Annotated in this window: 20 protein-coding genes; 9 read left to right on the forward strand and 11 right to left on the reverse strand. The window is 62.5% G+C overall.

Annotated elements, in window-relative coordinates:
- Window positions 1-128 precede the first annotated feature (128 nt).
- Both NKI08_RS03985 and NKI08_RS03990 read right to left on the reverse strand, forming a co-directional pair.
- A complete protein-coding gene (locus NKI08_RS03985) occupies window positions 129-659 on the reverse strand; it encodes a hypothetical protein (RefSeq protein ID WP_352767308.1) in 531 nt (176 codons plus the stop codon).
- On the reverse strand, window positions 652-1,260 hold the full coding sequence (locus NKI08_RS03990) for a CGNR zinc finger domain-containing protein (protein ID WP_352767310.1): 609 nt from the start codon (window positions 1,258-1,260) through the stop codon (window positions 652-654). Before NKI08_RS03990 ends, NKI08_RS03985 begins: the two co-directional genes overlap by 8 nt.
- 140 nt (window positions 1,261-1,400) lie before the next feature.
- Between NKI08_RS03990 and NKI08_RS03995 the strand changes: the two genes are divergently transcribed.
- The 4 genes from NKI08_RS03995 to NKI08_RS04010 all read left to right on the forward strand — a co-directional run bounded on the left by NKI08_RS03995 (window position 1,401) and on the right by NKI08_RS04010 (window position 5,912).
- Window positions 1,401-2,306, forward strand: coding sequence for a branched-chain amino acid ABC transporter permease (locus NKI08_RS03995; RefSeq protein ID WP_352469880.1), 906 nt, complete (start codon window positions 1,401-1,403; stop codon window positions 2,304-2,306).
- Window positions 2,307-2,510: 204 nt separating this feature from the next.
- Window positions 2,511-3,095 carry a TRAP transporter small permease subunit gene (locus NKI08_RS04000; RefSeq protein ID WP_352452211.1) on the forward strand — a complete coding sequence of 195 codons (585 nt, stop codon included), beginning with the start codon at window positions 2,511-2,513 and terminating at the stop codon, window positions 3,093-3,095.
- The gene (locus tag NKI08_RS04005; protein ID WP_352767436.1) at window positions 3,095-4,873 is read left to right on the forward strand and encodes a TRAP transporter large permease; all 1,779 of its coding nucleotides are present in this window, start codon (window positions 3,095-3,097) and stop codon (window positions 4,871-4,873) included. The genes NKI08_RS04000 and NKI08_RS04005 overlap by 1 nt, the downstream gene beginning before the upstream one ends.
- 16 nt (window positions 4,874-4,889) lie before the next feature.
- The gene (locus NKI08_RS04010) at window positions 4,890-5,912 is read left to right on the forward strand and encodes a zinc-dependent alcohol dehydrogenase family protein (RefSeq protein ID WP_352540377.1); all 1,023 of its coding nucleotides are present in this window, start codon (window positions 4,890-4,892) and stop codon (window positions 5,910-5,912) included.
- Window positions 5,913-5,977: 65 nt separating this feature from the next.
- Here the strand turns inward: NKI08_RS04010 and NKI08_RS04015 are convergent, their stop codons facing one another.
- Window positions 5,978-7,087, reverse strand: coding sequence for a TRAP transporter substrate-binding protein (locus NKI08_RS04015; RefSeq protein ID WP_352469878.1), 1,110 nt, complete (start codon window positions 7,085-7,087; stop codon window positions 5,978-5,980).
- A gap of 284 nt (window positions 7,088-7,371) precedes the next feature.
- On the opposite strand from NKI08_RS04015, the gene NKI08_RS04020 reads away from it, so the two are divergent.
- Window positions 7,372-8,145: a gamma-glutamyl-gamma-aminobutyrate hydrolase family protein gene (locus NKI08_RS04020; RefSeq protein WP_352767313.1), complete on the forward strand. Its 774-nt coding sequence runs from the start codon at window positions 7,372-7,374 to the stop codon at window positions 8,143-8,145.
- Window positions 8,146-8,159: 14 nt separating this feature from the next.
- Here the strand turns inward: NKI08_RS04020 and NKI08_RS04025 are convergent, their stop codons facing one another.
- From NKI08_RS04025 to NKI08_RS04045, 5 genes are all read right to left on the reverse strand, one after another.
- Window positions 8,160-8,555, reverse strand: coding sequence for a hypothetical protein (locus tag NKI08_RS04025; RefSeq protein ID WP_352767315.1), 396 nt, complete (start codon window positions 8,553-8,555; stop codon window positions 8,160-8,162).
- A 154-nt stretch (window positions 8,556-8,709) separates the two neighbouring features.
- Window positions 8,710-9,690: a 2-hydroxyacid dehydrogenase gene (locus NKI08_RS04030; RefSeq protein ID WP_352767317.1), complete on the reverse strand. Its 981-nt coding sequence runs from the start codon at window positions 9,688-9,690 to the stop codon at window positions 8,710-8,712.
- Window positions 9,687-10,709, reverse strand: coding sequence for a LacI family DNA-binding transcriptional regulator (locus tag NKI08_RS04035; protein WP_352540495.1), 1,023 nt, complete (start codon window positions 10,707-10,709; stop codon window positions 9,687-9,689). Before NKI08_RS04035 ends, NKI08_RS04030 begins: the two co-directional genes overlap by 4 nt.
- Window positions 10,710-10,777: 68 nt before the next feature.
- Window positions 10,778-11,662 (reverse strand): DMT family transporter, encoded by an 885-nt coding sequence (locus NKI08_RS04040; protein WP_352767319.1) that lies wholly within the window; start codon window positions 11,660-11,662, stop codon window positions 10,778-10,780.
- Window positions 11,663-11,859: 197 nt separating this feature from the next.
- Complete coding sequence (locus tag NKI08_RS04045; protein ID WP_352767321.1) at window positions 11,860-12,267, reverse strand: DUF2000 family protein; 408 nt, start codon at window positions 12,265-12,267, stop codon at window positions 11,860-11,862.
- 52 nt (window positions 12,268-12,319) lie between these two features.
- Between NKI08_RS04045 and NKI08_RS04050 the strand changes: the two genes are divergently transcribed.
- On the forward strand, window positions 12,320-13,192 hold the full coding sequence (locus tag NKI08_RS04050; RefSeq protein ID WP_352767323.1) for an AraC family transcriptional regulator: 873 nt from the start codon (window positions 12,320-12,322) through the stop codon (window positions 13,190-13,192).
- Between the two features lies 1 nt (window position 13,193).
- Here NKI08_RS04050 and NKI08_RS04055 read toward each other — a convergent pair whose 3' ends face one another.
- Window positions 13,194-13,676 carry a MarR family winged helix-turn-helix transcriptional regulator gene (locus tag NKI08_RS04055; RefSeq protein ID WP_254816029.1) on the reverse strand — a complete coding sequence of 161 codons (483 nt, stop codon included), beginning with the start codon at window positions 13,674-13,676 and terminating at the stop codon, window positions 13,194-13,196.
- A gap of 202 nt (window positions 13,677-13,878) precedes the next feature.
- Window positions 13,879-14,601: an intradiol ring-cleavage dioxygenase gene (locus NKI08_RS04060; RefSeq protein WP_352767325.1), complete on the reverse strand. Its 723-nt coding sequence runs from the start codon at window positions 14,599-14,601 to the stop codon at window positions 13,879-13,881.
- A 198-nt stretch (window positions 14,602-14,799) separates the two neighbouring features.
- Between NKI08_RS04060 and NKI08_RS04065 the strand changes: the two genes are divergently transcribed.
- Window positions 14,800-15,867 carry a CobW family GTP-binding protein gene (locus NKI08_RS04065; protein ID WP_352767327.1) on the forward strand — a complete coding sequence of 356 codons (1,068 nt, stop codon included), beginning with the start codon at window positions 14,800-14,802 and terminating at the stop codon, window positions 15,865-15,867.
- A gap of 144 nt (window positions 15,868-16,011) precedes the next feature.
- Entirely contained in the window at window positions 16,012-16,986 is a 975-nt protein-coding gene (locus tag NKI08_RS04070; RefSeq protein WP_352767329.1) for a WD40 repeat domain-containing protein, read from the forward strand.
- An 8-nt stretch (window positions 16,987-16,994) separates the two neighbouring features.
- Here the strand turns inward: NKI08_RS04070 and NKI08_RS04075 are convergent, their stop codons facing one another.
- A complete protein-coding gene (locus tag NKI08_RS04075) occupies window positions 16,995-17,450 on the reverse strand; it encodes a hypothetical protein (protein ID WP_352767331.1) in 456 nt (151 codons plus the stop codon).
- Between the two features lie 157 nt (window positions 17,451-17,607).
- On the opposite strand from NKI08_RS04075, the gene NKI08_RS04080 reads away from it, so the two are divergent.
- On the forward strand, window positions 17,608-18,990 hold the full coding sequence (locus NKI08_RS04080; RefSeq protein ID WP_352767332.1) for an aspartate aminotransferase family protein: 1,383 nt from the start codon (window positions 17,608-17,610) through the stop codon (window positions 18,988-18,990).
- Window positions 18,991-18,993: the final 3 nt, after the last annotated feature.

The following is an 18,993-nucleotide window of genomic DNA, read 5'->3' on the forward strand; positions in this document are numbered from 1 at the left end:
AAATCGAAGGTGCCAGGCGGTCCGCAACAAACGATCCGTGCGCGGCCGTGTGGCGCCACGAAACGCCTGTCGGGGAGGATGGCCGAGCATGAAAAATTCCGGCGGCGGTCAGTGCCGCTGGTGATGCATCATGCAGCCTTTGGGCAACTGGGCTTCGGTTCACCGGGCAGCTTGCCGTCGACATGGCCGGCCAAGTCCTTGTTGAGCTCGTAGACTGGCCCGACCACCAGAGGCCGGTCGGGCAGGACCGACTGGTCGAGCGAGGACGTCAGAGTGGTCGCGAAACTCTGCAGCAACTTGCCGCTGGAATCCTCGATGCGGATCGACACCGCATAGGGCTTGTCCTTGACAACGCAGGTAAGCGGCGGGCTGGTGAGCGTCACATGCGGCAACTTCGGCCATATTTTCTGGGTGACGATGATCGGATCACCACCGGCCGGGTTCTGGAAGGAGACCACAGCGACCTGCCCCTCACCCACCGGCCGCAGCGGATTGAGGGTGATGACATAGGTGGCGATACCCAGCCGGTAGTTGAACTCGAACAGCTTCCCGGAAATGGCGAACAGCTGGTCCTTGCCGGAATCACGGCAGGCGCCGAGCGCGGCCGCCGCGAACAACGTCGCGACGACAATCATCGCGCGTGAGAATCTTCTAGACATTGGTGACCTCCCTGGCCGCGGTCCGGCGGCGATAGTGTCGGTTTGCCTTCTGGCGGTTGCCGCACACCGCCATGTCGCACCAGAGGCGGCTGGAATTGCGGCTTTTGTCGACAAACAGCCAGCTGCAGTTCGGACATATCCGCAGCCTGGCGATGGTGTCGCTACGCAGCAGCGACAGCGCCGAGACCGCAAGCGCGGCCTCGAAGGCAATCGGCGTCGCCGGATCACCGAACGGTTTTCCAGGCGTGCCGATTTCGGTGCGGCTATGAGCGAGGCCATCGGCGCAGGCTTCCAAGAATTTCGGCATATCGCCGGTCGCGATCGCACCTTTCGATACCGCGCCGCGAAACAGCCGATCGGTCGTCTCCCGGATCGACAGCACCACCGGTGCGATCTTTTCAGGCGCCGGCGCTACGAGCCGCCTGCCGCCGAGCTCGGCGACGCGAAAGGCACTCGCGGCTTCGGCAAAGCGGGCGATCTCGGCCGGATCGTCGAAACGGTCGAAAGTTTTCTCCGGATCGTTCCGCAAAACGACGGTGTTCGCCGTATCGAGCGCCAGCATGCCACCGGTAAAGCGGTGCGGAGTCCAGGATACTGTCATATGGCGAATCTAACTGATAACTCGCGTTTGACAAGTTAGATTCCGGGTGCAACGCTTGTCACTGAGGCGACCGCCGTACTGAGAATATCGTTCGTCCCAAACCTCTGCCCCGATTGCGGGGCATGCATAGAGGGTCTTGCATGCTCTATTTCTTCCAGCAGGTTCTGAACGGGCTGCATTCGGGCGCGCTCTACGCATTGCTTGCCTTCGGCTACGTGCTGACCAACGGCATCCTGCACCGTACCAATCTTGCCTATGGCGCGCTGTTCGCCTTTTGCGGGCATACGATGATCCTCACCGCGGCGTTCGGCTATCAGGCGCTGTGGCTGACGCTGTTTGCATCGGTCGCGCTCGGCGTAGCTGCGGCATTCCTTTATGCGGCGCTGCTCAGCCATGTCCTGTCGCGAAGTATCTTCGAACCGCTGGCCGACCGCTCGCCCAACGCCATCGTGGTGACGACGCTCGGCATATTGCTGGTCTTGTCGGAAGCCAGCCGCATCGCCGCCGATACCCATGACCTATGGTTGCCGCCAATGCTGGCCCAGACCATCGTCTTCGCGCAGAATGCCAGCTTCAAGGCGACGTTGACGCTGATCCAATTGCTCGATTGCGCCGCCGTACTGGCGGCCATAGCGCTGGCTGCTTGGGGCTTCGCATATTCGAGCTTCGGCCGGAGCTGGCGCGCCGTATCCGACGATCCCAAGGCGGCTGCGATGTGCGGCGTCGATGTCCGTGCGGTGTTTCGGCACGCGGTGCTTTTCGGCGGCCTTTGCGCGGCACTGGCCGGCGTGCTCGCCGCCTTCTACTACGGTAACATCAGCTTCGGCACAGGGTTGGTCTACGGGTTGAAGATCCTGTTCGTGACCGCAGTGGGCGGCTATCTCTCGCCTTTGCGGGCGGCACTGGGTGCCGCCGCTTTCGGCATGGCCGAATCGCTATGGGCCGGCTATTTCCCGCTCGAATGGCGGGACGGCTGGATGTACCTGTTCCTCGTCGCCATGCTTGTGCTGATCGGCGCCGGCCGCGACCAACAGAAGATCGCCTGAGCCGCACCCGACTTTGCTTGGATGAAAGCGCCGCATGTCCTTGGACATGCAAAGGACGCGGCAGCATTTTGCCGCCCGTCATCTCACAACTGTGTTTATGCGGGCTATCCCGTGTTGACCAGCCGGACCACGCACTGCATACCGTTGGTCCACAGCGACACGACGGACAGGGAACCGCCGCGCTCTGACACAAGGGAGGAATGCATGGCAGGGCTTCTCGCTCTTTCCAGAACCATTGACCGTTTGAACGAATTCATCGGCAAATGGGTTTCGTGGCTGATCCTGCTGGCGATCCTGGTAAGCGCCGCCAACGCCGTCATCCGCAAGGTGTTCGACATGTCCTCGAACGCCTGGCTGGAATTGCAATGGTATCTGTTCGGCGCCGCCTTCATGCTGGCCGCCGCCTACACGCTGAAGCAGAACGACCATATCCGCATCGATATCGTCTACGGCATGTTCTCGCGCCGCGTGCAGCACTGGATCGACCTTTTCGGTCACGTCTTCTTCCTGATGCCGTTCGTGACGTTGATGGTGGTCTATTTCGTTCCCTATGTGTCGCTGTCGTATCGCAGCGGGGAGATGTCGAACAATTCCGGCGGGCTGATCATCTGGCCGGCGAAGGCGATTTTGCTGGTCGGCTTTTTTCTGCTCGCGCTGCAGGGCATTTCCGAAATCATCAAGAAAATCGCCATCATGCGCGGTCAGATGGACGATCCCACTCCGTTCATATCGGCGCATGAGCAGGCCGAACTCGAAGCCAAGGCGCTCGCCGAAGAGGTGCGCTCGTGATCGAGTTCATCGCCCAGAACATGGCGCCGATCATGTTCGCCTCGCTGGTCGTCTTCCTGCTGATCGGCTACCCCGTCGCCTTCTCGCTCGCCGCCAACGGCCTGATGTTCTTCTTCATCGGCGTGCTTCTGTCGCCCTATTCGGGCGGCTCGATCAATCTCGCCTGGCCGTTGCTGCACGCGTTGCCGGATAATTTCTATGGCAGCCGGGTGATGTCGAACGATACGCTGCTGGCGATCCCGTTCTTCACCTTCATGGGCATCGTGCTCGAACGATCCGGCATGGCCGAAGACCTGCTCGACACGATCGGCCAGCTGTTCGGACCGGTCCGTGGTGGCCTTGCCTATGCCGTGATTTTCGTCGGCGCGCTGCTTGCCGCGACGACCGGCGTGGTGGCGGCTTCCGTCATTGCCATGGGTCTGATTTCGCTGCCGATCATGCTGCGCTACGGCTACGACCGGCGGCTGGCATCCGGCGTCATTGCCGCGTCCGGGACGCTCGCCCAGATCATCCCGCCGTCACTGGTGCTGATCGTCCTGGCCGACCAGCTCGGCCGCTCGGTCGGCGATATGTACAAGGGGGCGCTGATCCCCGGGCTCATTTTGACCGGCATCTACATGCTCTACATCCTGCTCATGTCGATCTTTCGGCCGAAGTCGATGCCGGCACTGCCGCTTGAGGCCCGCACGCTCGGCCACGGTGTGCTGTCGCTGCTGGCGGCGCTGCTGGCGGCGGTGGTTGTTTCCTATGCGGCGTATCGCTACCTCGCACCGAACCATGGCGGCAACGCCGATATCCTCGGCGCCACTACTGGCGTCATCTTCATCTATGTCGTGGCGATCGTCGACCAGCGCCTGAAGATCAACCTGATGTCCAGACTGGCACAGCAGGTGATCATCGTACTGATCCCGCCGCTGGCGCTGATCTTCCTGGTGCTGGGCACCATCTTCCTTGGCATCGCCACGCCGACGGAAGGCGGCGCCATGGGCGCCGTCGGCGCGCTTGCAATGGCGGCGGTGAAGGGGCGGCTGTCGCTCGACGTGGTCAAGCAGGCGCTGGCCTCGACGACCAGGCTGTCGTCCTTCGTTCTGTTCATCCTGATCGGCGCGCGGGTGTTCTCGCTGACCTTCTACGGCGTCAATGGCCACATCTGGGTCGAGCACCTGTTGACGTCGCTGCCGGGCGGTGAAGTCGGTTTCCTGATTGGCGTCAACATCCTCGTCTTCGTGCTCGCCTTCTTCCTCGACTTTTTCGAGCTTGCCTTCATCATCGTGCCGCTTTTGGCGCCAGCGGCTGACAAACTCGGCATCGACCTGATCTGGTTTGGCGTGCTTTTGGGCGTCAACATGCAGACCTCCTTCATGCATCCGCCCTTCGGCTTCGCGCTGTTTTATCTGCGCTCGGTCGCCGCGCGCGTGCCCTATCTCGACCGACTCACCGGCAAGCAGATCGCGCCCGTCACCACAGGGCAGATCTATTGGGGCGCAGTGCCCTTCGTCTGCATCCAGGTGATCATGATCGGCCTGACCATCGCGTTCCCGCAGATGGTGATGCACTACAAAGGCACTGTCGTCGATCCTGGCACCATCAACTACCAGGTGCCGGAAACGCCTGGCATCGGCTTGTCGCCACTTGGCACGCCGCCGGCCAACGGCGGCACTGCCCCGGCCTCACCTTCCCCACCGGATTTGTCGCAGCCGCCGAGCTTCGACGAAAAGCCGCCCGCGAAACCGGCGGCGCCGGCAATCGATCTGTCGCAACCACCGAGTTTCAACTGAGGAAGGCCCGGCAGCCATGAAGGCGGTTCGGTTGGAGCGAGTGGGCAGCCTCGCCGTGTGCGAGGTCGAGAAACCGACCGCCGGGCCGAACGATCTGCTGGTGCGCATCGAGGCGTGCGGCGTCTGCGGCACCGACAGGCATCTTTTCCATGGTGAATTCCCGTGCACGCCGCCGGTGACGCTCGGGCATGAATTCTCCGGCATCGTCGAGGCGGTCGGACCTGCCGTATCCGGCTTTTCCGTCGGCGACCGCGTCACCGGCGATCCCAACATTGCCTGTGGCCGATGCGAGCATTGTCAGGCTGGCCGGGTCAATCTCTGCGGCAATCTACGCGCCATCGGCATCCATCGCGATGGCGGCTTTGCCGAATATCTTGTCCTGCCCCAGAAACAGGCCTTCGTCTTGCCAGGCGATCTGAAGCCTACGCATGGTGCTTTCTGCGAGCCGCTCGGCTGCTGCCTGCATGGCGTGGACCTTGCCGCGATCAAACCAGGCTCGTCGGTCGCGGTGCTCGGCGGCGGCGTGATCGGCCTGCTCACCGTTCAACTGGCAAAGCTCGCCGGTGCGACGACCATTATCTTGTCGACCCGTCAGGCCTCGCGGCGGGCTCTTGCCGAGCAATTTGGCGCAACGGCGACGCTCGATCCCAGCGCCTTCGATGTCATCGATGCGATCGTCGGCCGGTCGGGTTTGATGCCGGGCGGCGTCGACGTGGTGTTCGAATGCGCCGGCGTGAAAGACACTGTTGAGCAGGCGATGCGGCTGGCCAAAGCGGGCGGCACCGTCGTCGTCGTCGGCGTGATGCCGCAAGGCATGAAAGTGGCGTTCGAACCGTTCGATCTGCTGTTCCGTGAGTTGAAGGTCCTGGGTTCCTTCCTCAACCCCTTTACCCATCGCCGGGCCGCCAATCTTATCGCCTCGGGGACGATCGAAGTAGATCGGCTGATATCACGACAGGTCAGCCTCGACGAGGCGGTGGCGATCATTGCCAACCCGCCGGCGCCAGGCGAGGTCAAGGTCGTGGTGGTGCCCGACTGATCGCAAATGAATGCGCTACGGCGCCAGTGTTCCGAAAGGAACACTGGCGCCGCGAAGCAACAGGATCAGAGCTTGCTGTTGCGCTGCTGGACCATCATGAAGGTGTCATAGTTGTACTCGGCCACCTGCGCCCAGAGATAATGCTCCTTGCGGAACGCCTTGATCGAATCCCAGATCTTCTTGAACGGCGCGTTCGAGGCTTCCATCTCGGCATAGACTTCGTTGGCCTTTTCGAAACAGGCGGCCATGATCTCCTGGCTGAACGGGCTCAACTTGGCACCGCCGGCAACCAGCCGCTTCACCGCCGCCGGGTTGAGGTAGTCGTATTTCTGCAGCATGTTGGCATCGGCCGCCTGGGCGGCAGTGTGCACCAGCGACTTGTAAGCCGGCGAAAGTTCGTCGTATTTCGCCTTGTTGAACATCAGATGGACGGTCGGTCCACCTTCCCACCAGCCGGGATAGTAGTAATAGGGCGCAACCTTATAGAAGCCGAGCTTCTCGTCGTCGTAAGGGCCGACCCATTCGGCGGCGTCGATCGTACCTTTTTCCAACGCCGGATAAATGTCGCCACCGGCGATCTGCTGCGGAACCACCCCGAGCCTTTGCACCACTTTGCCGGCAAAACCACCGATACGCATCTTGAGGCCGGAAAGGTCGGCGACCGTTTTGATCTCCTTGCGGAACCAGCCACCCATCTGCACGCCGGTATTGCCGCCCGGCAGCCCGAACAGACCTTGCGTCGCCAGGAACTCGTTGAACAGATCGATGCCGCCGCCATGATAGTGCCAGGCGTTGATGCCGCGCGCGTTGAGCGAAAACGGAACCGCCGCTCCCAGCGCCCACGTCGGGTCCTTGCCCCAGTAATAGTATGCCACGGTATGGCAGGCCTCGACCGTGCCGGCTGTGGTGGCATCGGCGGCCTGCAGGCCGGGAACGAGTTCGCCGGAGGCGAAGACCTGGACCTGGAAGTTGCCGTCGGTCGCCTCCGACAGCATCTTGGAAAACACTTCGGCGCCGCCATAGATCGTATCGAGCGACTTCGGGAAGGACGACGCCAGTCGCCAGGTCACTTTCGGATTGGACTGGGCGATGGCCGGCGCAGCAAGTGTCGCGGCAGCGGCCGCAGCGCCGAAACCGGTGGTGCCGGCCTTGCGGATGAACGAACGACGATCCATGAAGTTCCTCCCTTTTGGATCCACTGACCGACATTCGGGACACTTCGGCGCCCGGATCGGCTTCGAGCCGACAATACACAGGCAAGGAGTCGAGTCCAGCACGGCAGCCCGGTTTGAGTGGCGCATTTCGGGGAAATTCACGGCGTTGGGGCAGATCTTGCAACTATAGTCTAAGGTCGATTAACTGGCCTACGCGACACGCCGAAACTTGCCATGGAAATGCGCCTTCGGATCGCCTATTTTGCAGGCAGATAATTCGTTGCACCCGATGGGATCCGGACCAAATGCACCAGCCGCTCGTCGCCGTATCGACCGATGTCCGCCAGTTCGACAATTACACCTGGCATGCCGCGCCACAGCAATATCTCGAAGCGGCGCTTTCGGGTGCAGGCGTGTTCCCGCTGCTGGTACCGTCCTTCGGCGACCGGCTCGACTTCGACGAACTGCTTTCCGCCGTCGACGGCGTCATGGTCACCGGCTCCAAATCGAACGTTCATCCCTCGCTCTATGGCGGTGACGCCAGCGAAGCCAATGGTCCTTACGACTCCGACCGCGACGCCACCACGCTGCCGCTGATCCGCCGGGCGGTGGAGCGCGGGGTGCCATTGCTCGCCATCTGCCGCGGCATCCAGGAGATGAATGTGGCGCTGGGTGGCACGCTGGCCACTGAAATCCAGGAACGCGCCGGTTCGCTCGATCATCGTGCGCCGGCAAGCGACAATCAGGACGAACGCTTCGCCATCCGCCAGAGCGTGGCGATAAAACCCGGCAGCTGCCTGGCCGGGGTCTTCGGCGCCGGCGATATCATGGTCAATTCGGTGCATCGCCAGGCCATCGACCGGCTTGGCCCAAAGCTGCAGGTCGAAGCGGTCGCCGCCGACGGCACTGTCGAGGCGGTTTCGGTGCGCGATGCACGGGCTTTCGCTGTCGGCGTCCAGTGGCATCCCGAATACTGGGTCAAATCGGACAGTATCTCGGTAAAGATATTTCGCGCATTCGGCGATGCGGTGCGCCTGCATCAGGCGGCGAAATCGGGTGCGCGCGCAGCCGCGGAATAGTCCTGCCGCGCTCGCTAGTTCCCGACCGACGCCAGCGTCAGCAGCGGCAGCGCCGGCGCGTAGGATTCGTAACCATCGCCGTCGGCGACTGAGAACATGACGATCGGATCGGTGCCGTTGGCGCTGAAGGTGACCGTGCCGTCATCCTGCTCTCGCCAGAACTTCGCCTGCTCGACGCCGGGCAACACCCGGCGGCAATTTGCTGCGACCGTCAACAGCGACAGGCCTTGCGAAATCTCGGCGCCGCGGCTGACCGCACAAGACCCCTCGTTGCCATGGGCTACCAGCCTGTAGTTGCCGGATGAAAGCGGTGACTCACTGGCCGCACGGCTTTCACCGCTACCGGCGTAAAACAGCTGGGCGCTGCCGAACAGCACAGCGACTGCCATCAATGCAGGAAGCGTCTTCATCCTGGTTCTCCGCGCATTTCAAGCGCGCCGGTTCGAAGAGATCAGGGAGGCGCGCTTCATCTTGCTGTCATGTCCTGTCAGGCGGACATACACTGCGAGGGGACCAGAATGATTCCGAAGGGTTAAGCTGAAGTTAATAGATATGGCAGCCCGCTTACGGCCATGCCTTGACATTTGCCGTCTCCGGCACCGGCGTCAGCGCCTTGCGCTGCGAAAACCACGAGACCAGATTGTCGACGCAAAGGTCGGCCATGGCGCGGCGCGTATGCTCGGACGCCGAGCCGACATGCGGCAAAAGCGAGGTGTTGGGCGCGGCAAGCAACGCCGCTGGCACATTCGGCTCGTCGGCAAAGACGTCTAGCCCGGCAGCGGCGATGCTGCCGCTGGCAAGTGCGGCGGCAAGGGCTGGTTCGTCGACCGTGCTGCCCCGGCCGATATTGACGAAGACGCCGTTCGGCCCAAGAGCCGAGAGAATTTCGGCATTGACGGCCTTTTCCGTCGAGGCCCCGCCGGGCGCCACCGAGATCAGCGTGTCGACCGCCTCGGCGAGACCTTTCAGCGTCGGGTGATAGTCATAGGACAGGCCTTCGACGCGGCGCCGGTTGTGATAGGCAATGGGCAGCCCAAAAGCGTCGAGCCGGCGGGCAATGGCGAGGCCTATGCGGCCCATGCCAAAGATACCGACATGGCGACCGCGCAAAGTCAGCCGGCTCAGCGGATAGTTGCCGTTGCGCAGCCAGCTTCCGTCGCGCAGCCAGGCCTCGGCGCGCGGCAGTTCGCGGACGGCATTGATCAACAGGCCGAGCGCCGTATCGGCGACCTCTTCGGTCAGCACATCCGGTGTGTTGGTGACCATGATGCCGCGCCGTGCGGCGTGGCGGACATCGACCGAATCATAGCCGACGCCGAAATTGGCGATAATCTCGAGCTTTGGCAGCGCGTCCATCAACGCGGCGCTTATGCCGCCAAAGGCGGCTATGCCGCGCACCGTATGACGCATCTCGTCGGTGACCAGCGACGGATCGGCGCGTTCGATCCGGACGCGGCTGAACGCCCCGTCGATGCGGCCGACCGCATGGTCGTTGAACTGGCCCGGCACCAGAATGGTAACAGCTTGCTGTTCGGTTTTTGTCATGCACGTTCCACCGGTTTGCCGGTCGACTGGCGCACATGCAGTTCCGGCTTGATCAGTTCCTGCGACGGCCGCACCGTCTGTCCGTTGAGTTTGTCGAGCAGCGCGCTGGCGGCGCGGCGGCCAACCTCGCGCTGGCCGTTCCACACGGTAGTCAGCGCCGGCGTGGCGATCGCCGCTTCCTCGAGGTCGTCATAGCCGGTAACCGAGATGTCGATGCCCGGCACCAGCCCGGCGCGGGCAATGCCATTCATCAGGCCGATGGCGACGAGGTCGTTCCAGCAGCAGGCCGCGGTCGGCCTGTCCTTCAGCGCCAGGAACTGCCCGGCCGCCTCGAAGCCGGCCTGCTTGGTGCGCGGGCCGGGGATGCGCCAGGACGGCCTGACCTCAAGCCCTGCCGCCTCCATGGCGTTGACATATCCCTGATAGCGGTCGCGGCCGGTCGACGTCTGGTCGGTACCGCCGATCATGGCGATGCGCTTGTGGCCAAGCGAGATCAGATGGTTGGTGGCAAGCCCGGTGCCATAGGCGTCGTCGCCGCGAAACACCGGCACGTCGGCACCTTCGACAGTGCGTGCAATCAGCACTGCCGGGAGACCGTTCTCCTCGGCCAAGATTATGTCTTCGGGCGGCGTGCCGATGGCCGGCGACATGATGACCCCGTCAGCGCCGAGCTGCAGAAGCGTGTCGATGAAAGTGCGTTGTTTCTCGAGCTGGTCGTAGTGGTTCGACAGGATGAAGGTTTGCCGGCTGCGGTCGAGCTCGCTCTCTATCGAACGCAATATCTCGGCAAAGAACGGGTTCATGATGTCGTGGACGACGACGCCGACTATGCCCGAGCGCGAGGTGCGCAGGCTGGCGGCGCGGCGGTTGTAGATATAGCCGATGGCGCGTGCATGTTCCTTGATGCGATCGCGGGTGCCGCCGGCGACCAGCGGGCTGTCGCGCAAGGCCAGCGAGACCGTGGCCGTGGACACGCCGAGCGCATCCGCGATGGTCGAAAGCTTGATCTTCTGTGCCAGCGCCCTGCGCTCCCGAAGCAATTTAAACTGTTTAAAGGCCGGCTCTTATGCCATCGATCCCGCGCAAATCAAAGTTTTTTTGCCAGCGCTTCCGCCTCCGCGTCCAGCGTCGCGCGGTTGCGCAAGCGAAGCCGGTGCTCGCGGTGAACGATGTAGAGGCCGCTGGCGACGATGACTGTGGCACCGACCAGCGTCCAGCGATCGGGAAACTGGTTGAAGACGATCAGGCCGGAGATGATCATCCAGATCATCTGCGAATAGGGATAGGGAGCCAGGGCCGTGGTGGTGGCAAGGCGATAGGCCTGCACAAGAAGCCAATGACCGATGGCGCCGAAGACGCCAAGCATCAGCAATATGAACCAGTGCCAGCCATCCTGCGGCAGCGAAGGCGAAAACGGCAGTGTCGGCAGCAGCAGCACGGCCGGCGCCAGCGCCGAAAACAGGATCAGGCTTTCCGAGGTTTCCGTAGCCGACATGCGGCGCGTCATAATGACGTAGAAACTGTTCGATAGCATCGAGCCGAGCGCAAAGAGATGGCCGACGCCAAAAACGCCGACGCCCGGCCGGGTGATGATGAGGACGCCGACAAAGCCGCTCATGATGGCCAGCCAGCGCCGCCAGCCAGCCCATTCGCCGAGCAACGGACCGGCAAGCGCGGTGATCACCATCGGGCCGAAGAAGTAGATCGAGGTGGTTTCCGCCAGTTGCAGCGTCCGCAGCGCCAGAATGTTGAACATCGTCGATCCGAACAGGAGCAGACCGCGCGTGATGTGCGCCGGCAGGTTGGCGGGACGAAAGCGCAGCGGCTCGCGCCATCCGCGCAGAAAGACGCCGACGATCAGCACATGGACCGCGAAGCGGGTCCAGGCGACGATCAGCGCCGAGACGCCGGCCAGGACAAGGTACTTGCTGCTGGTGTCGAGGAAGGTGAAAAACACATAGACGGAAAGCATGCACAGGATCGCCGCCGGCGATGTCGCGCTTTCGTCATGTCTTGGGGGAGCATTCAATTTCAGGCCGGACGGGAAGCAAGGCAGTCCTTCACCCATGCGGCAATTATCGCCTGCGGGCAAGCCAAAACAGTCTGGCACAACGACGGCCGCCGACAGGCTCAGTTTGTTTCCCAGTGGCCGACCTAGTGGCCGACGACTCAGGCGTGCATGCGGGCGCCCTTGGTGATCTTGTCGACGAGTTTCTTTTCGGCGCGAAGCGCGATGCCGACCACGTTGGCATCCTCCGGCGCAAATTCGGCAAAGACGGCACGGTTGGCCAGATCATAACCAGTCGAAAACATTTCCTCGACATAGAGCGATACTGTCACACCACGCTCCAGCGCCCGCCGCTGGATTGCGCCAAGCGTCTGGCCGTCCGCCGAAAGCACGATGACCGGCTGGACCGATAGCGGGTTGTAGATATTGCCGGCGCGATCACGGTAGGGGTCGCCGATAATGTCGGGAAATTGCGCGACGATGCCGCTGGTCAGAAAGGCGGTGACATTGAGCTTTTGCCAGACGGGAAGATCATCCTTGAGCACGATTGCAAATTTTGTATCGAACATGCGACAGTTTCCAATCCGAAAAGGGGGCCAATCCGAGGCTGCGAGTGAAGCGATGCCGCACGACCTAGACCGGGAAGCCTTTCAGGGTCTTGGACGTTTGTGCGTGGATGCAGCCGAGAACTGCATCGTACCGGCACCAGGTGCTGCCGGGATGGAACGCATCGAGGCCCGGTTCCACGGCAATGCCTTCGATCTCCATCGCCACGACACCTATGCGATCGGGGTGACGCTTTATGGCGTGCAGCGCTTCCGCTATCGCGGCCAAATGCATCAGAGCCTGCCTGGCCAGATTATTGTCCTTCATCCCGACGAACTGCACGATGGCGGTGCCGGCACCGAAGACGGCTTGCGATACAGAATGCTCTATTTGGAGCCGTCCCTGATGCTCGATTGTCTCGGCGGCGGATCACTGCCATTCGTCGGGAATGCCGTGGTGACAGACCGCGATCTCCGCGCGACGCTGCTTTCGGCGCTCGGGCCGCTGGATCAGGAACTGGACGAGCTGTTTGTCGTCGATTTCATGACGCAGCTTATGCAAAGCCTGGCGCGGCACGCCGGTCAGCCGGCGAAACCGGTAGCGAAAACTGCGTGGCGCGCCGCCAGCCTGGCGCGCGACTATCTGGAGGAAAATGTCGCGCGGATTGTACGTTCGCATGAATTGGAGGCGATAACCGGATTGGACCGTTATGCCCTGTCGCGGCATTTCCGCGCCACCTTCTCCACCAGCCCGCACCGGTTCCTGTTGATGCGCCGGCTTCAACGAGCCCGTCGGATGATCGAAGCCGACGAGCCGCTGGCGCAAATCGCCATCGCAGCCGGCTTCAGTGATCAAAGCCATTTCAATCGGCATTTCAAGAAGGCATTCGGCGTCACACCGGGACGCTGGTCGGCACTGACGCGGCGGCCGTCAGCGGCGAACGCGTGAGCTATTCAAGCATCTTGTCTTCGATATCCAGTTCGTCATCCGGGAGCACCATTTCGCCGTTCGACAGGTTCGCCTCGACGCGGGCAAGCAGCTTGAACAGCGCTTTCTGGTCCTTCTTGTCGAGACCCTTCAATGCCTGCTTTTCGGTCTTCTTCACCGACTTCTCGATGGCGTGGATGATTTCGCGACCGGTGTCGGTGAGGAAAATATGCGCCTGGCGGGCATCGGCGGACGAGGCCCGCTTCTCCAGAAAGCCCTGCGCCTGCAGCCGGTTGATGGTCTTGGTGATGGTCGGCGGACGCACGCCGAGGCGGCCGGCAAGGTTGCCGGGCGTCTGCCCGTCCTCGCGGTCGAGCGCCAGCATGATCTGGTCCTGGCCGGCATAGAAACCATGCGCCAGAAGCCGGGCGGCGAGCGCCGTGCGCGCCAGCCGCGCCGCCGAATGCAGCCGGCTCATTGTTGCAGTCTTGTCCGCCTTGGCCATGCTCATCCTCCTCGGCCGAACCGGAACGGGCAGCATAGAAGCAGGCCGCCGGTTGGCAATGACGATCGAAAACATTCCGGCTCGGAAAATAGCTTTGCCGGCAAGCTTCGCGGTGTTCGCCGTGGCTAATGCCAGATGTTTATTTCAGTTAGATGACAAACGACTTTCCGCAATGGCTGGATGGGGACGTGACGAGGCGTTCTCAACCGGCCTTCACCGCGACCACCATCAAGGCCTGAAAGGCGTCCGCCATTTCCCGCAGCGCTGCCTGCGACAGCGGCCCGGCCTGCCGCGCAATGCCGTCCCGCGCGTTCGATGTATCGCGTTTGCCGGGGCGATCTTTATAGGGCGCGACGGTGGCGAATATCTGCTCGCTGAGGCTGTCGGGGAAGAACATCTGGCCGGTCATCACCGAGCGGTTGTCGAGGAAGATCTTGAAATGGATGTGGGTGGTGCGGCCGCGATACCAGCCGGGATAGATGGTGGCGAAAGAAGCGATGCCGCTTTCATCGGTTCTCTGCCAGCCGCGGAGAAAGCTCTGGCCGGACGTGTCGATATCCTGCCCGTCGCCCTGTCCGGGATAGCCGGAATAGGTGCCCTGGGCATCGCAATGCCAGATATCGACGCGTGCGCCGGGAAGCGGCCGGCAGGCGGCGTCGACGATTTGCAGCCGCACATTGAGGGCGATGCCCTTCTTGCCCTCGGTGATGTCGGCGCGTTCGAGCTTCGGGTCGAAATAGAACGGCCCTTCTGTGACCTCGGGCGTGATGGTGCAGACACCAGCACCGGCTTCAAACAAAGCAAGCCTAGCATAGGGCGAAACCTGCCCGGCCCTTGCACCGGCGGGCAGGAATATGCCGCCAGCGGTAACCGCAACGAGACCGAGCGCCTGCCGACGGCTCAGTGGCAAGGACTTGTCGGACATCTGGCGCCTCTTCAACGCGAACAGCTCCGTAAATGACCCCGCCTGTCTAGGGCCCGCTGTCAGGCGGCGCCAATGAAAGTTCGGTAATGTGAGGAAAGTTCGGCAATACCAGCCCCTCTTTGGCCCACCGGTTTGCCTCGTGCAAAAGCCGAGCACACATCCTATATGGAGCCGACAATCCCTAATTCGAGGCACAATATGAGCGACGCACAGACGCAGATCCCCGTAACCGTCCTCACCGGCTATCTCGGCGCCGGCAAGACGACACTGCTCAATCGCATCCTTTCGGAAAACCACGGCAAGCGCTACGCCGTCATCGTCAATGAATTCGGCGAGATTGGCATCGACAACGAGCTGATTGTGGAATCCGACGAGGAAATATACGAGATGAACAATGGCTGCGTCTGCTGCACCGTGCGCGGCGACCTGATCCGCGTCGTCGAAGGCCTGATGCGCAGGCCTGGCCGCTTCGACGCCATCGTCGTCGAGACCACAGGCCTCGCCGATCCCGTGCCGGTGGCGCAAACCTTCTTCATGGACGACGACGTGCGTTCCAAGACCAGGCTCGATGCGGTGGTGGCGCTGGTCGACGCCAAGCACTTGCCGCTGCGCCTCAAGGATTCCCGCGAGGCCGAGGACCAGATCGCCTTTGCCGATGTCGTCGTGCTCAACAAGACCGATCTGGTCACCCCCGAAGAGCTGAGCAAGGTGGAGGCGACGATCCGCGCCATCAACCCGGCGGCACGAATCCACCGCACCACACGCGCCAGCGTGGCGCTGTCCGAGGTGCTCGATCGCGGTGCGTTCGACCTGTCCCGGGCGCTGGAGAACGATCCGCACTTCCTCGAGGCGCATGACGATCACGACCATCATGATCATGATCATGACCACCATCACCATGATCGCGACGGCCATGATCACCACGATCATGACGGGCATCATCATGCGCACCCTTCCGACATCCATGACGTGACTGTGCAGTCGGTGTCGCTGCGCGGCGGCGAGATGGACCCGAAAAAGTTCTTCCCGTGGATCGAGAAGGTCACCCAAATGGAAGGCCCGAACATCCTGCGGCTGAAAGGGATCATTGCGCTGAAAGGCGATGACGAGCGCTATGTCATCCAGGGTGTGCACATGATCATCGAGGGCGACCACCAGCGCGCCTGGAAGGACGACGAGAAGCACGAGAGCCGGCTGGTGTTCATCGGCCGCGAACTCGACGCCGAGCGACTGAAGACAAGCTTCGAGGCCTGCCAGGCCGCTTGATTTAGCTGCCCTTTCTTCCTTCTGAGAGAAGTGCAGCCTAAACGCTGGCGGTCTCTCCTCACCACGATCCGAAGCACGGGTTGAGACCCGCAGCTCAACCCCTTAAGGGTGAGGCAGCAGAAATCTCGAACGGAATGATCTCTCATGCCGACAGTCGCCCCGCTCGATCTCGAAGGCCACTGCCTCGCCGCCGTGTTTCTCGGCGACGTGCCGCATTTTGCGCTGGCCGACGGCACAATCCATCGGCTCGACCACGGCCACAAGACGGTGCAGGCCAATGACGGAATGCTCGCCGCCTTCCATGATGCGGCAAACGACCGACTGATCACCGGTGGTGAGGACGGCAGGATCTTTGCCGTGACCCCAGGCGGCAATACAATGGAATTGGCGACCGCAGGCAAAAAATGGATAACCAGCGTCGCCGCCGGGCCGCAAGGCGCTGTTGCCTATGCTTCGGGCAAGATTGCCTATGTGCGCTTTGCCGACGGTAAAACCAGGGAATTCTCGCATCCGCGCTCAGTCGAGGGGCTTGCCTTCTCGCCCAAGGGCATGCGCTTCGGCGTTGCCCGCTACAATGGCGCGACGCTGCATTTCCCGGCCGCCGACGGCAGGCCGGTCGAGCTCGAATGGGCCGGCGCCCACACCGGCATCACCTTCTCGCCGGACGGCGGCTTCCTCGTCACCACCATGCAGGAAAACGCGCTACATGGCTGGAAGCTCGCCGACGGCAAGCACATGCGCATGTCCGGCTACCCCGGCAAGGTCAAAAGCCTGTCGTGGAGCGCCAAGGGCAAATGGCTGGCGAGTTCCGGCGCGCCGGCGGCGATCGTCTGGCCGTTTTCGGGCAAGGACGGGCCGATGGGCAAGGCGCCGCTGGAACTCGGCACGCGCGGCAATGCGATGGTCACCTCCGTCGCCTGTCACCCGAGCCAGGACGTCGTTGCTATCGGCTATGATGACGGGATGGTGATGGCGGTGCGCTTCGCCGACGCCAAGGAAGTGCTGTTGCGCCGGCCCGGCAAGGGCGCCGTCACTTCGATGATGTGGGACAAGGAAGAGCGCCGCGTCGCCTTTGGCAGCGCTGCTGGCGACTGCGGCGTCATCGATATTTCGGCGTAGCCTGTTACTTACTCGGCTCCGCAAGATACTTTGCCGGTCAATTCAGCCTGCTTGCCGTCCTTTTCGGCCTCAGCCGTTCCATCATAGATTGAGAGCAAATAGCGGCCGTCATAGACGCCTTCGTCGCTGGCCTTGGTCAGGATCGCCAGTTCGACGTAGCCGTAGGCGTTTTCGACCTGCCGTTCGTGGTAGACGAGCAGCCGCAATTCCTTGTTGTCGAGCCAATATTGCGTGAGGTTCTGATCCTCGAACACCGTCTTGCGCAGACTGTCGGCAGCCGGCCTGCCCAGAATCTCGAGCTCGCCGCTAAAATTGAAGGTCGGCCCGCCCATGCCTCTGGTGACCCCGGCACCGATCTGAAATTTGACGGCTGCATCCTCGGCGGAACACCAGATGCCGCCGGACGCCAGAGCCGCACCAACCGACGACAGCAACGTTGCTGCGCAGACGATCGCCCGCACCATCTTATGCCCTCCAGCCGAAGTACCATTGGCGCCCGAAGGCGGCTCGCGGTCAAGCGCCTGATTTCATTCAAATGACCGCTGACCCAACACAGGGCAGCCGCCCGGCCAATTGCGGTAGCGGCCGCCGATTGTCTAATGTGCGACTGAGAGGGCCGCCATGAACGTCATGAACCATGCAAAGACTTCCATCGGCGGCATCGGCCCGGCCCGGATCGCCGAGTTACGCGCGACCGAGGCAGAAGTCTTCTGCCGGGCGCGGCCGAAATCGATGGCGAAAATCGGCAATGGCCTGCCCGGCTTCTTCGGCGGCGTGCCGATGCATTGGATGAACGACTGGCCGACGCCGTTCCCGATCCTTGTCGATAGTGCCAGGGGCGCCATCATCAGAGATATCGACGGCAACCGGCTCGACGATTTCTGCCTTGGCGACACCGGCTCGATGTTCGGTCATTCGCCGCCGCCGGTCGCACGCGCCATCCGCAGGCAGGCCGGACGCGGCCTGACCTACATGCTGCCTGCCGAGAACGCGCTCGCCATCGGGCCGCTGCTGCAGCAGCGTTTCGGCTTGCCATTCTGGCAGATCGCGACGACGGCGACCGATGCCAACCGCTTCGCGCTGCGGGTTGCCCGCGCCGTTACCGGCCGGGAGAAGATACTGGTCTTCAACGGCTGCTATCATGGCTCGGTCGACGAGACGATGGTGCGGCTGGTCGCCGGGAAAGCGGTGAATCGACCGGGACTGGCCGGCGAGTTCCGCGACCTGACGCGGGCGACTGATGTCGTCGAGTTCAACGATCTGCCGGCGCTCGACGCAGCACTCCGGGGCAACGATGTCGCCTGCGTCATCGCCGAGCCGGTGCTGACCAATTCCTGCATGGTGCTGCCCGAAGCCGGCTTTCATGATGGCTTGCGGCGTCTCACCCGTGCGACCGGCACGCTGCTTCTAATCGACGAGACGCATACAATCTCGACCGGTCCCGGCGGCTATACAAGCAAATACGGGCTGGAGCCGGACCTGTTCGTGCTGGGCAAGCCGATTGCCGGCGGCGTACCGGCGAGCGTCTGGGGCATGAGCGAAGACGTTGCGGCCCGCTATGCCGCTTATATCAGCCGGAAAGAGCCCGGCTACTCCGGCATGGGGACAACGCTGTCGGCCAATCCGCTGCAATTCGCAGCGATGCGCGCCACGCTCGAATACGTCATGACCGACGAGAACTACAGCCATATGGACCATCTGGCGCGGCGGCTCGACGCCGGGCTGACCGCCGTCATCGATCGCTATCGTCTGCCCTGGCATGTTGCTCGCGTCGGTGCCCGTGTCGAGTTCATCTGCGCGCCGGGCCCGCTGAGGAACGGCGGCGATGCGGAAGCTGCGCACGTGCCGGAGCTCGAGGCGGCAATCCATGTCGCGCTGGTCAATCGCGGCGTGCTGATCGCACCCTTCCACAACATGATGCTGATCTCTCCTGCGACCAGCGCCGCCCAGGTGAACCGGCTGATCACTGCCTTCGGTGCGGTTGCGGCAAAGCTTACGGCATGAGAC

The organism is Mesorhizobium sp. M0768 (assembly GCF_040320195.1).
In the GTDB taxonomy this organism is placed as follows: Bacteria; Pseudomonadota; Alphaproteobacteria; order Rhizobiales; family Rhizobiaceae; genus Mesorhizobium.

Excerpts from the sequence above, each read along its gene's own strand:
- NKI08_RS03985 (WP_352767308.1), bottom strand. The coding sequence starts at position 659 with ATGTCTAGAAGATTCTCACGCGCGATGATTGTCGTCGCGACGTTGTTC.
- NKI08_RS03990 (WP_352767310.1), bottom strand. The coding sequence starts at position 1,260 with ATGACAGTATCCTGGACTCCGCACCGCTTTACCGGTGGCATGCTGGCG.
- NKI08_RS03995 (WP_352469880.1), top strand. The coding sequence starts at position 1,401 with ATGCTCTATTTCTTCCAGCAGGTTCTGAACGGGCTGCATTCGGGCGCG.
- NKI08_RS04000 (WP_352452211.1), top strand. The coding sequence starts at position 2,511 with ATGGCAGGGCTTCTCGCTCTTTCCAGAACCATTGACCGTTTGAACGAA.
- NKI08_RS04010 (WP_352540377.1), top strand. The coding sequence starts at position 4,890 with ATGAAGGCGGTTCGGTTGGAGCGAGTGGGCAGCCTCGCCGTGTGCGAG.
- NKI08_RS04015 (WP_352469878.1), bottom strand. The coding sequence starts at position 7,087 with ATGGATCGTCGTTCGTTCATCCGCAAGGCCGGCACCACCGGTTTCGGC.
- NKI08_RS04020 (WP_352767313.1), top strand. The coding sequence starts at position 7,372 with ATGCACCAGCCGCTCGTCGCCGTATCGACCGATGTCCGCCAGTTCGAC.
- NKI08_RS04025 (WP_352767315.1), bottom strand. The coding sequence starts at position 8,555 with ATGAAGACGCTTCCTGCATTGATGGCAGTCGCTGTGCTGTTCGGCAGC.
- NKI08_RS04030 (WP_352767317.1), bottom strand. The coding sequence starts at position 9,690 with ATGACAAAAACCGAACAGCAAGCTGTTACCATTCTGGTGCCGGGCCAG.
- NKI08_RS04040 (WP_352767319.1), bottom strand. The coding sequence starts at position 11,662 with ATGCTTTCCGTCTATGTGTTTTTCACCTTCCTCGACACCAGCAGCAAG.
- NKI08_RS04045 (WP_352767321.1), bottom strand. The coding sequence starts at position 12,267 with ATGTTCGATACAAAATTTGCAATCGTGCTCAAGGATGATCTTCCCGTC.
- NKI08_RS04050 (WP_352767323.1), top strand. The coding sequence starts at position 12,320 with ATGCCGCACGACCTAGACCGGGAAGCCTTTCAGGGTCTTGGACGTTTG.
- NKI08_RS04055 (WP_254816029.1), bottom strand. The coding sequence starts at position 13,676 with ATGGCCAAGGCGGACAAGACTGCAACAATGAGCCGGCTGCATTCGGCG.
- NKI08_RS04060 (WP_352767325.1), bottom strand. The coding sequence starts at position 14,601 with ATGTCCGACAAGTCCTTGCCACTGAGCCGTCGGCAGGCGCTCGGTCTC.
- NKI08_RS04065 (WP_352767327.1), top strand. The coding sequence starts at position 14,800 with ATGAGCGACGCACAGACGCAGATCCCCGTAACCGTCCTCACCGGCTAT.
- NKI08_RS04070 (WP_352767329.1), top strand. The coding sequence starts at position 16,012 with ATGCCGACAGTCGCCCCGCTCGATCTCGAAGGCCACTGCCTCGCCGCC.
- NKI08_RS04075 (WP_352767331.1), bottom strand. The coding sequence starts at position 17,450 with ATGGTGCGGGCGATCGTCTGCGCAGCAACGTTGCTGTCGTCGGTTGGT.
- NKI08_RS04080 (WP_352767332.1), top strand. The coding sequence starts at position 17,608 with ATGAACGTCATGAACCATGCAAAGACTTCCATCGGCGGCATCGGCCCG.